General features: G+C 43.0%; 9 protein-coding genes. 6 read left to right on the plus strand and 3 right to left on the minus strand.

Features of this window, described 5'->3' with window-relative positions; genetic code table 11:
- Nucleotides 1-335, minus strand: a 335-nt coding sequence (locus tag EI161_RS04895; protein ID WP_192529115.1) for an IS1 family transposase, incomplete at its 3' end; no start/stop codon positions are given.
- A gap of 132 nt (nt 336-467) precedes the next feature.
- On the opposite strand from EI161_RS04895, the gene EI161_RS04900 reads away from it, so the two are divergent.
- The 4 genes from EI161_RS04900 to EI161_RS15090 all read left to right on the plus strand — a co-directional run bounded on the left by EI161_RS04900 (nt 468) and on the right by EI161_RS15090 (nt 4202).
- Nucleotides 468-815 carry a hypothetical protein gene (locus EI161_RS04900; protein WP_225735228.1) on the plus strand — a complete coding sequence of 116 codons (348 nt, stop codon included), beginning with the start codon at nt 468-470 and terminating at the stop codon, nt 813-815.
- A gap of 660 nt (nt 816-1475) precedes the next feature.
- A complete protein-coding gene (locus EI161_RS04905; protein WP_192523280.1) occupies nt 1476-2984 on the plus strand; it encodes a cytochrome ubiquinol oxidase subunit I in 1509 nt (502 codons plus the stop codon).
- Nucleotides 2984-4000: a cytochrome d ubiquinol oxidase subunit II gene (gene cydB, locus EI161_RS04910; RefSeq protein WP_192529116.1), complete on the plus strand. Its 1017-nt coding sequence runs from the start codon at nt 2984-2986 to the stop codon at nt 3998-4000. The genes EI161_RS04905 and cydB overlap by 1 nt, the downstream gene beginning before the upstream one ends.
- An 85-nt stretch (nt 4001-4085) precedes the next feature.
- On the plus strand, nt 4086-4202 hold the full coding sequence (locus tag EI161_RS15090; protein ID WP_192523282.1) for a DUF2474 domain-containing protein: 117 nt from the start codon (nt 4086-4088) through the stop codon (nt 4200-4202).
- 322 nt (nt 4203-4524) lie between these two features.
- Here the strand turns inward: EI161_RS15090 and murU are convergent, their stop codons facing one another.
- Nucleotides 4525-5253, minus strand: coding sequence for an N-acetylmuramate alpha-1-phosphate uridylyltransferase MurU (gene murU, locus EI161_RS04920; RefSeq protein WP_192529117.1), 729 nt, complete (start codon nt 5251-5253; stop codon nt 4525-4527).
- Nucleotides 5254-5353: 100 nt separating this feature from the next.
- A complete protein-coding gene (locus EI161_RS04925; protein WP_225735229.1) occupies nt 5354-6466 on the minus strand; it encodes an aminoglycoside phosphotransferase family protein in 1113 nt (370 codons plus the stop codon).
- Nucleotides 6467-6868: 402 nt separating this feature from the next.
- Between EI161_RS04925 and EI161_RS04930 the strand changes: the two genes are divergently transcribed.
- A complete protein-coding gene (locus EI161_RS04930; RefSeq protein ID WP_192529119.1) occupies nt 6869-9898 on the plus strand; it encodes an LPS assembly protein LptD in 3030 nt (1009 codons plus the stop codon).
- 182 nt (nt 9899-10080) lie between these two features.
- Entirely contained in the window at nt 10081-11484 is a 1404-nt protein-coding gene (locus EI161_RS04935; RefSeq protein ID WP_192529120.1) for a peptidylprolyl isomerase, read from the plus strand.
- The last annotated feature ends 422 nt before the right edge of the window (nt 11485-11906 follow it).

An 11906-nucleotide genomic window follows, 5' to 3' on the forward strand; every position in this document is an offset into this window, starting at 1 on the left:
ACGTAAGTCCAGAACTCATCAACCTCTAAGCGTTCATAGTAGCGCTTCTTAGGCGCGATCTTATAAACAGATGAGCCTATGGTGCCCAATACTTTACCGATACTGACTGAGGCTATAATAGCTATGTCTCTAACACCGCAACCTCTCACCGTCATTAGCCGTATGATGTCTTCTATTTTAGAGTGACAGCCCTTATAAGTTAAGGCATGGTCACCAATGAATTGACGTTTGCAGTCCTTGCATTGGTAGTTCTGCTTGCCATAGCTTTTTATGCCGTTTTTCTTTAAACTGGGACTGTGACAGTCGGGGCAGCTGATATCTATTTGTGTCTTCATAACCTCAAATATATCATCTTGCTTTGGCTGTCACCCTCCTTTATTTCTTCAGCATACTTTCTGACACACCACCCCTTTATACAATTAACCAAAGACATCCCCATCAATGATCGCATCACCTACCATTCAATAATGGCCAATAACGATGCTGATATCACCAAAGGTCTGGCCCAAATGCAACCCGGCGGTGCAAAAATAGATTTATCACAAGCAGTAAAAGAAGATACTAAAGATAAATCCAGCAATACGAATAACACTTCAAATCAGCCAGCCGAACCGCTGGTCGCTGCGGTGACCATTGATGAGAACATCAGCCAAGCACTGACTGAGCGTTTATCAGATGGCATCGTCCCTTATACCAGCGCTCACTTAGATGGTGCCACCTCTGAAACCATCATTAGTGGTGGTCATAGTATTCAGTCTAACCCACAAACTATCTTGACCTTGCGCCGTATCTTGCATCAGCAATTAAAGCAGTAACAATATAAAGCTGTCTAACAATACAAGTACACAGGTAATAATAAGGTAACAACTATCTATATATCGTTTAGATACAATATATTTTAAATCAATTTTTATAGGTGTAATCGTAATAAACTACCGATAAATCTCCTTCATTAATTGATAAGTATTACTACATAGCTGTTTTATTATAGACAGTGTTTATTGGTATACCAATAGGCTCGTCGTGACAATTAATAACGGCTTTTTTGAGTGCCATCGAAGCGCTATTGATACTGATTCGTGACTAATAGGTGTGTGGCAATCGTAGCGCATACCTTGCACCATGCTCAATGGAAGCGCATAATATATTGAGATTAAATCAAACCAATTGTTTTATTTAATACAAAATATTTTTAATTTATAGGGATATAAATTATTCACTTTAGCTAAACAGTTTTTGCTTATACCTACCAGATTGTGTGTCATCTCTATCATAATACTTAAGCAAAAACGGTTCAGCTATATGACATTTGCAGCTAAATAACACTTAGCCATTGCCCGTAAATTTTGTCGCCTAGTTAACATTCTTGGCTCAATGCTCAGATGTATACTTAGCATTATAGACAGCTACGGACAGTTACTTGAGCGTATCATGGAAGCTAGCGCTATTCAGCTAACAGATAAGGGTAACCGTTTATGTTCGCTACATTTATGATCAGCCAGCTTGATGCGCTGACGCTTGCGCGAATTCAATTCGCTTTTGTTATTTCATGGCATATCGTCTTTCCTGCTTTTTCTATCGGACTTGCCGCTTTTTTAACGGTGCTCGAATTTCGCTGGCTCAAGAGTGGCGAACCTATCTATGCCGAAGTGTATAAGCATTGGGTAAAAATATTCGCCGTTGTCTTCGGTATGGGAGTGGTGTCAGGCGTCGTCATGTCTTACCAATTCGGCACCAACTGGGCAGTCTTCTCCGATAGAGCCGGTAACGTCATGGGCCCATTATTAGCCTATGAAGTATTAACGGCGTTTTTCTTAGAAGCCTCATTCTTAGGTATTATGCTGTTTGGTTGGGGGCGAGTCAGCAAGCGCATGCATTTTGCCTCAACGGCGATTGTCTCCATTGGTACGCTGATTTCAGGTTTTTGGATTTTGGCTGCTAACAGCTTTATGCAAACTCCTCAGGGCTTCATGATGGGCGCTGATGGCCTACTCTATCCAACCAACTGGCTTGAGATTATCTTCAACCCATCGTTCCCTTATCGCTATGCACATATGATGACGGCGGCGTTCTTGACTACTGCCTTCGTCATCGGTGGTATCGGTGCTTACTATCTGCAATCTAAAAAGCATACTGAACATCGTAAGCATGGTCGTGTGATGCTGGGCATGGCAATGATTATGGCTATCTTTGTTGCGCCTATGCAGATATTAATTGGTGATATGCATGGTCTTAATACACTTGAGCATCAACCAGCGAAAGTCGCAGCTATGGAAGGTATGTGGGAGAATGAGCGCGGGGCGCCGCTCGTGTTATTCGCTATTCCAGATCAAAAAGCGGAAAAGAACCACTATGAAGTTAAAATCCCTTACCTATCAGGTTTAATCCTCACGCATTCATTAGATGGCGAAGTAAAAGGCCTCAAAAACTGGGTACCAGAAGATCGACCCTACGTGCCTATTGTGTTTTGGTCATTCCGAGTCATGGTTGGGATTGGCATGTTAATGTTGCTTGTAGGTCTGTTTAGTCTCTATAAGTATTTTAAAAAGCAACAATTTGATCCTGAAAGCAAATGGTTCCACAGAGCGTGGATGATGATGACGCCACTTGGTTTTGTCGCTCTATTGGCTGGTTGGTTTGTGACCGAAACCGGTCGTCAGCCATGGACAGTATATGGTGTTATTCGTACCGCCGAGAGTATGTCACCCGTTGCTGCACAGCAAGTTGCCACCACGCTGATTGGCTTTATTGTGCTGTATATCTTCGTCTTTGGTGCTGGTAGCTTTTATATCCTACGCTTGATTGCCAAGGGTCCCCAGCCTTACGAAGATCCTGCTGACGACAACTTCTATGAGCACTCCGTCACTGAAGGTCAAGGTCGTACATTAAGTGGTGATAATAATGCCAGTGACAAAGTAGAACAGGATTCGGCTGAAAGCATCGACACACCAGCGAATGATAAAGACGATGGAGGGTTACGCTAATGTTTAACTATGGTGATGTATTAGATTTACCCTTAATTTGGGGCGGCTTGATTGCCCTGTCTGTCTTTATTTATGTGCTGCTAGATGGCTTCGATTTGGGCTGTGGTATCTTGTTCCCATTTGCTGGCTCCGATAAAAACCGTAGCCGCATGATGAACTCTATTGCTCCTTTTTGGGATGGTAATGAGACATGGCTGGTGTTGGGCGGTGGTGGTTTGTTTGCTGCCTTTCCCGTTGCTTACGGCATCATTATGACTGGACTTTATTTGCCCGTCATCTTTATGTTGTTTGGCCTTATTATGCGCGGTGTGGCGTTCGAATTTCGCTTTAAAGCGTCCTCGCACCGCTATGTATGGGACTCCTTCTTCTTTATTGGTTCTGTCGTTGCTACTTTCTTCCAAGGCATTATGCTTGGGGCGCTGGTACAAGGCTTAGAGGCGAGCAATCGCTTATATACGGGTGGGCCGTTTGATTGGCTCAGCCCTTTCTCAGTGATGTGTGGCATCGCCCTTATGATTGGTTACGCGCTGCTTGGTTCGACGTGGTTAATTATCAAAACTGAGCACAAGTTACAAGTTTGGGCACGTAAAGTTTCTGGCTGGATGCTAAGCGCACTAGTGCTGGCGATGATCGCTGTTACGATTTTTATGTTCTTTTCAGATATCGATGCCCTCGAAGGCTGGTTCAGCTTCCCAGGTCTCTTCTATCTGGCACCGATGCCAATTATCGTTGTGCTATTATTTTTCTTGATGCGTAAAGACTTAAAAAGTGAACGTGAATATCGTCCATTCCTATTAACTGTCGCATTGTTTTTGATGGGCTATATTGGGGTTTGTTTCGCGATATTCCCTTATATCGTGCCGTATCAAATGACGATTTATGAGGCGGCGGCTGCAGATACTTCATTGTCATTCATGCTGATTGGTGCAGGTATTATGCTGCCGATTATTTTAAGTTATACTGCTTTTGCCTATTACACCTTTAAAGGTAAAACGGATCATGAGCACATGTATTAAGAAGAATTAATCGCCAATAGTTGCTGTCTGTAATGGCGGCAACTAAACCTAACCAGCTGATTCATACGCTAACTAGGAGCTCGATATGAAAAATCTCAGTAAAAAACAATCACAATGGGCATGGTTCATTGGTTTATACTTTGCAGGATTTTTGGTTGTATTTACCATTGCGCAACTAATTAAACTGGCCATGGGTGTTTGATAGCCAACCCTATATAGTTAAAATACTTTAAAAACGCTACGATACTGCTGGTATAGTTTTTTTGTAGCCTCTGTCTGCGTAGGCACAGCAAGCTAGAAAAAACGGTACCCGCAGTACGTGATGTATCGATTTTACTTTTCACTGACTATACATTCATAAAAAAAGCAGCGTCGATTATTATCAACGCTGCTTTTTTATTTCTAACTCTACTCTATCACTTTCTAACTCTGTCACGGATAGTCAAAATACCTTAAAAAACGCTACAGTACTGCTGGTATCGATATTACTTTTACTGATTATACGTTGGAATTTAATAGGAGTTTTACGCCCCTAAATGGTTATCAGCACCCTTGTTTTCAATAAACTCATTGACCTGCGTCAAACGCTCAAGTGTACCAACATCTACCCAGTTATCCGTTATAACCTCAGCAGTAATTTGAAACTTTATCATCGCTTGTTTAAGCAGTGGCGCTAGTGCAGCGGGCTGACCAGATACCAGCCCATCGACCAGCCTGGGTGACATAACACTGATACCAGCGAAGGTATATTTATCGGCATCTCCAATAGGCTCTTCACTAGCAAGACCATTATTAATGGCGAAATCACCACCATTATTGTGCTCTGGATTGTCTATCAATAATAGATGCGCGCGCTGATCGGCGCCCAGCGTATACTCTCGCAACTGGGCAAAATCATAAGTCGTCCAAACATCTGAGTTGACCAAAATAAACGGCTCGTCTCTTAGCTTGCCTGTCTGTAACGCCTGAAAAATCCCACCTGCGGTTTCTAACGGCTCGTCATCTTCCACTGACCAGTGCAGCTGAACGTTATATTGCGCACCATCACCCAATGTATCCATCAGCTTGTCAGCCAACCATGACGCATTGATAGTGATGTCAGTGACACCGATCGCTTGTAACGCTTTAATATGCCAAACGATAAGCGGCTGCCCAGCCACCTCTACCAATGGTTTGGGGGTTTCAAGTGTTAACGGACGCATACGCGTACCCTTGCCAGCAGCCAAAATCATGGCTTGTTTAATCGTAGACATGTGCGTTCCTTATTATTGTTGTGATTGTTATTATTGCTTCGATGAAAATTTAGCCATGCTCAAACATAAAATGGCTAAAGAAATCCATTGATAACGTATCCTAGATATATTGCTGGGCAAACTTATTTTGATACGCTGGCAATATAGTCTCTCTTAGGTATTCGTTAAACGGTGCTACCGCTTGTTGCATATGCTGGCTGCCACGCGCCTCTAACCATTCTAGCTCAAAGATCAAATCACGCATGACCTTTGGAATATCAGCCAAATAGCGGTCTTTGCCATCGCGCTTAGATAAGCGAATGAAAATCCCCAGCACTTTTAAGTGTCGCTGTACACCCATCACGTTCATATCATTTTCAAGCTGCTCTACACTATCAGCGGTGGCTACAGCGGCTTGTTTTTGTAATTGCCAAAAGTCATGAACCCATTGCGATATCTGACTCTCTGACCACTCAACATAAGCATCGCGCACTAGTGACACCAAATCATAAGTATAAGAGCCGACGACGGCATCTTGAAAGTCAATCACCCCTAGGCGCGAATAATTTTCTTGATCTTGCATGAGATTACGACTGTGGTAATCACGATGGACGATGACTTGTGGCTGCAACAAAATCTCTTTTATTAATGCGGATTTAAAATCCTCCCATAAGGTTTTATCAAGTGCAATACCGATATAAGGTATAAACCAGTCACTAAATAAATCCATCTCACGATCTAATAATGCTGTGTCATAATCTGGCAATTGATGTTGCGACCTAGCCGTCTCGACTGGGATGGTTTGTAGCGCAACCAACGTCTGCATTGCCAACTGATAATGCTCATTGGTTTGGGTAGGCGCGGCATCGACCAATAAATGGGCAAACTCTATCGTGCCAAAATCCTGCAATACCAAAAAGCCTTTTGCCACATCTTGGGCGATAAGCGCAGGCACATTGATCGCAGATGACATCAGCTTGGCGACGCTAATAAATTGACGCATGGCGTCTTGTTCGTCAGCAGAATCCATGACAATATAACGCGCTGTTTCGACTCCATCACTACCCAACAACTGGACACGATGATATTGGCGGGCGCTAGCGTCACCTGGCAAGCTGTCCAATTTAAAGTTTTGACCAGCAAATACTTGCTGCAACCAGCTCTCTAATTGCTGTAGGCGGCTATTGATATTTGTCTCGGTTGTATTAGGCTCTAAAATTATTTTATCAGTCATAAAAGGCATCGCAGGTTAAATATAAGTCGTAAACAACTAAAGTAGTGATAAGTCGGGCGAATACTTGCTAAAATAGTGGCATCTTTAGTCACAACAGCTGCTGTCATAATGAAATTAAAATAGCATTCAATATTTAGCGCTGGGCACAGTCTCAGCAATTATTTAAAAATAGCTTGTTAAAACACCGCTTAGCTATATTATAAATTTTGGTAAATAGTGTAGCTGATTTGGTTTTTTTTGACTATGATTAGTCGTCATTATATGTAAAACATCTAAACTCTTAAAATAATAGTATTTATTAGTGGGTTTTTAGTCGCTTATTCACTGTGTTATATCTATCAGTAATACGGTTAATAAATTCAGTATCGCTATCCGATAAGCTCTGCAATCATAGGTGTGCCCTTGTTATATTCTCCGCTCTACCAAAGCATCCGTTTGATTTTATTTGGTGCCATAAGCTTGTCAAGCCTAGCCGTCAATGCTGCGCTCAGCGATTCTGATGTGCAGAACTCCAAGCCACTACTCACTGATAGTGCCGATAGCTATGATAATTATGTCTCTGACACAGCAAATAATGCCAGTTTGCCAAGTAGTATCAATGATATCAGTAGTGACACCCAAGATCTCAGCCATCAAAATAGCAATTTTATAGAAGCCCCTTCTTTAGGCATCACTGAAATAAACGAAAGCGGTGATATGATCTCTGAACACCCTTCAAATACAGTTGAGAGCAATCCAGTAAATAGCAATCCGGTAAATAATGAGATACAGGGTAATGAAACAAGTATACCCGAACTTACTTTGACTGGCCGCAATCTTGATCTCAACGATGAAAGCATTCAAAATAGCTTGATGCGTTTGGCAGAGTTTTATGAGTTGACTCCAGATAGCAAGCCTTCGAAATCGGATAGTATCGATAAAACCTTGAACGCTGAAAACGATAATATTCAAAGTATTGAAACACCCACCCCAGAAACTATCCCCAAAGTAGGTAAAGACTTACAGCTACTGCCCAATACGGTAGATAGCGCACAGCGCTGTGAGGGTCAATGGGTCTACCCAAAAAGCAATCCTAACTATCAGCGTGCCGTAAATGAGGCTGGCGCTACCAATGGCCAGCCAGCAGCCAATCTAAACGGTATTCCAAACAATCAAGCACCGCTGTTTTCAGAGTCAGATTATGGTTATTACGATAATGTCGACTATGCGGAGCTGTCAGGTAATGTCATTATTGATCAGGGTACTCAGCATATAGAAGCAGAAAAGGTCGTGCTAGATTTGAGCACTGGGGTGGCTGCTGCTCAAGGTAAAGTCATGTTTACTGACCAAGCAACGGGTAAGCAAGTCCCACGCGATAACGCTTCAAACAACTCAGTAAACAGATCATTAGATAATGCTCAGACTAACCTTAGTGATAAGGCCTCACAAGGCGGCCTTATTGGGGTTGCAGACAGCTTGGCTTATAGTACTGAAACGGGACAATCAACCGCTAATGATGTGGCCTTTGCGAGTGTAGAGCTGCAAGCACATGGTTATGCCAAACGCTTAAATAGACCCAAAGACAGTCAGTATGAGCTAGATGAAGTAATGTTCAGCACCTGCCCACCGACCAATCGCAAATGGCAGTTTGATGCCAAGAGCATTGATTTAGATACCGACACGGGCCGCGGCGAAGCTTATAATACGACCTTTCGTGTCGCTGATGTACCGGTATTTTATCTACCCTATTTTAATTTCCCGATAGACAGTCGCCGCAGTAGTGGGTTTTTATTACCAAACGCTAGTGTCAGTAGCGAGAGCGGTCTTGAGATTGATGCACCCTATTACTTCAACCTAGCACCCAACTATGACGCGACCCTTAATACCCATGTTTATACTGATCGTAACCCTATGCTCTCAGGTGAATTTCGCTATCTGACCGAAGATTATGGCGAAGGTATTTTTAATGGCTCATATCTACCTAACGATAGAAAATATAACGATGAAGACCGTAGCAGCTTTTTCTACGACCATTATTGGTCATCTAGCAGCATTCCGCGCTTAAGCGGTGACGCCAAATATAGCTACGTCTCTGATGAAGACTACCTCAACGATTTTGATACCTTGGGTTTATCAGACAGCACCTTAAACTTACCACGCCGTGCGCGTGTGAATTATTACAACGATTACGTCAACGGTGAACTAAAAGTAGAGTCTTTTCAGACTCTCGATGCATTTACCAATAATGGCGAGCCTTTAAAGGATAAAGACAAGCCTTACTCACGGTTACCGCAGCTTAAACTCGATTATCGCTTGCCGTGGGCAAAGAGCTTCGACATCACTGGTGTACATGACTCTGCTTATTTTAAAAAATCCATCGACGATGGTTCTGAGAATGAAAAAAGTGGGACGCGTATCTATAACAAACTAAGCGCTGCCTATCCAATGGAAAAATCTTGGGGTTATATTAATCCCAAACTAAGCTTGCAGCATCTATACACCTCTTATGACGAAGACAGTTTAGCAGACAACCAGTTGAGTAAAGAAGACGGTAGCCAATCGGTATTTGTCCCACAAGCCAGCATTGATGCAGGGTTGAATTTTTATCAAGCGGGTTCACCATTCGGTGCGTTTGACGATACGATGGGCGGCTATCGTTTGCTTAGCCCGCGCTTAAAATATACCTATTCGCCCTATGAAAACCAAAACGACATTCCAAACTTTAACACTCGTATCGCCTCTATCAACTATGAGCAGCTGTTTTCTGACAGTTGGTTTTTAGGCCATGATCGCTTGCAAGATTTGCACTCGATTACCCCAGGTATCAATTATCGTTACATCGATGCAACGGGTGTGACACGTTTTGATGGTAGCATTGCAGAGCAATTTTACATCGATGATGGGCGTGTGACGCTTGACGATGAGCAGCCAGTATTCACCTCGTCGTCTTCGGGGATGGTTTGGGATACTAGCACGCAGCCTTATAATAACTTTTGGGTAGATATCAGCGGTGCACTGACCGATGATTATGATTTAAACTATATTACGACTGAGCTACGTTATCAGCCGTCGGATAATAGTCTATTTAACGTGGGCTTTGTTAAGCGTCAAAGCGATGAAAACACCAATCAGCTGCCATTGTCTGCTTTTACCGCCTCTGCTGTTTTTCCTATCAATAATAACTGGCGTGTATTGGCTCAAGGTCAATATGACTACAATCGTGATAAAATGCTTGATTCGTTAGTCGGTGTTGATTATGAAGACTGCTGCTTTGGTTTTGCAGTTTATGGTCGTCGTTACTATAATGACTTAAATATCAAAGACAAACCAACGCAAGCAATTATGGCTGAGATTAGATTGAACGGTCTCGGTAGTGGTAGCAGCCGCCTAACACGATTGCTCGCTGATAAAGTCTTGGGCTTTGAACCTGTTCAGACGGCATGGAAGGACTAACAACTTTTGCCAGATTAAACCGTTATTTACATAAAATTGTTTGCATAAATAGCGATAACACATTTTTTATAACCCAGTTTGCAACCCTATTATGGACAACCCAGTCCAATATTTGCCTATTAAGAGTATTGGATAAAGTTGACCGACTACCATCCGATGTGATGACATTGATGAGGAGCATCATGAGATTTTTTTCTTTACGTCAGACCAGCCGCGCTGTATTGCTATCTATGAGCGCCAGTTTAGCGTTTACATTGAGCGCTCAGGCTGCCACTGTTAAACCCGCTACAGCACAAGCGCCTCAAGCAAATGCCGCTGCTGAGCAAGGCAATGTGGATCGCTTAACGCCTGGTAATAGTACAGACGGTATTATTGCCTTAGTCAACGAAAACGCGATTTTGAAAAGTGATTTGGTTGATGCAATTACACAAACCCAAACACGCGCTCAAGCGGCTGGCGAACCCATTGCAAACTCAGAACAGCTGCAGTCTGAAGTATTAAATGCACTCATTTTGCGTGAGCTACAGCTATCGATGGTCAAACGCGTCGGTCTAAACCCTGATGAAGCAGCGATTAATCAGCGCCTTGGTCAAATCGCAGAGTCGCAAGGACTTAATAGTGTGTCAGAACTGCAGCAACGTTTAGATACAGCACAGCCTGGCAGCTATGCTACGCTACGGGCTCAATTGATCGAAGATGCTGCTATTCAAGCCTTACAACAACGCCAAATCAGAAACCGTGTGCGCATTAGCGAGCAAGATATTGATGCGTTTTTGGCATCTCCTGAAGCCAAGCGTTTAAATCAAAGTGAATACCAGACCATTCATGTTCGTGTCCCTTATATGGATGATTATAGCCGTCTATCAGAAGCGCAACGTGATGAGGCGCTGACAGTAGCAGAAGCATTGCGTACTCGCCTGCTTGCTCAAAATGTGGATGTCGCCGAGGCCGTTGCTGCCAGTCAAGGCAACTATGCTATCCCGCTACAGGGTGGCGATATGGGCTTTCATAAAGCGGCTGCCCTACCTACAGAGCTATCAAGTGAGATTACCAAGCTTGAAGTTGGCGAGGTCAGCGCACCGTTAGTGACACCTGAAGGTATTGATATCATCAAGCTCGCCGACAAAAAGTCCAGCGATACTATGCTGATACCGCAGTGGCATACTCGTCACATATTGGTTAAAGTTGATGAGCTACAGACAGACGCATTGGCTGAGCAAAAAGTCAATGATCTATATGAGCAACTACGCAGCGGCGCTGACTTCGCTGGTTTAGCGTCGACCTATTCGGATGATCCAGGCTCAGCTGGTCGCGGTGGTGATCTAGATTGGGTGAGTGAAGAAGACATGATTGGCCCATTCGAAGCCATGATGAAAAAGACGACAGTTGGTGATTACTCTGCACCCTTCAAAACCCAGTTTGGCTGGCATATCTTAAAGGTTGATGACAAGCGCCAGCAAGATGTTAGCGATCAATATCGTCGCAGTATGGCACGCCAAGCATTATATCAACGCCTAGCACCGCAAGCCAAAGAAGACTGGCTACAAGAGCTACGTGCGGGCGCTTATATCCAAGTGTTGGGTTAATTAGTTAGTAATACCAAACCCAAAAAGTACGATTAGCTGTGTCAAACTCGTTTAGTCTACAGTGCGTAGCACTTGCACTCGTTTTCCTTGCTACTCTAATTTTTGTGAATGGTATAATATAGTAAGGTAAATTTCAGTAAAGATATTTGAATAAAAAAAGGGTATATGCCAACGCATATACCCTTTTTTTATTTACGTTTATTGAGGCTCTAAAACGCTTGAAGCTTAACTGCTAATACATCAGACGACTCTCAAAATCAGCATAACAATAGAAACAAGCATGAGTGCTATAGGCAATTCTAACTAAAATCGATATGTTGGTAGCCACGTGCTACTCATATTTTTGGGTTGATATAAGACAGTATAAATCAACAATTTACACACAAAGAAAAGCCCCGAACCTAGGGCGATTGGTTCAGGGC

It is taken from the genome of Psychrobacter sp. FME5 (assembly GCF_014861375.1).
In the GTDB taxonomy this organism is placed as follows: Bacteria; Pseudomonadota; Gammaproteobacteria; order Pseudomonadales; family Moraxellaceae; genus Psychrobacter.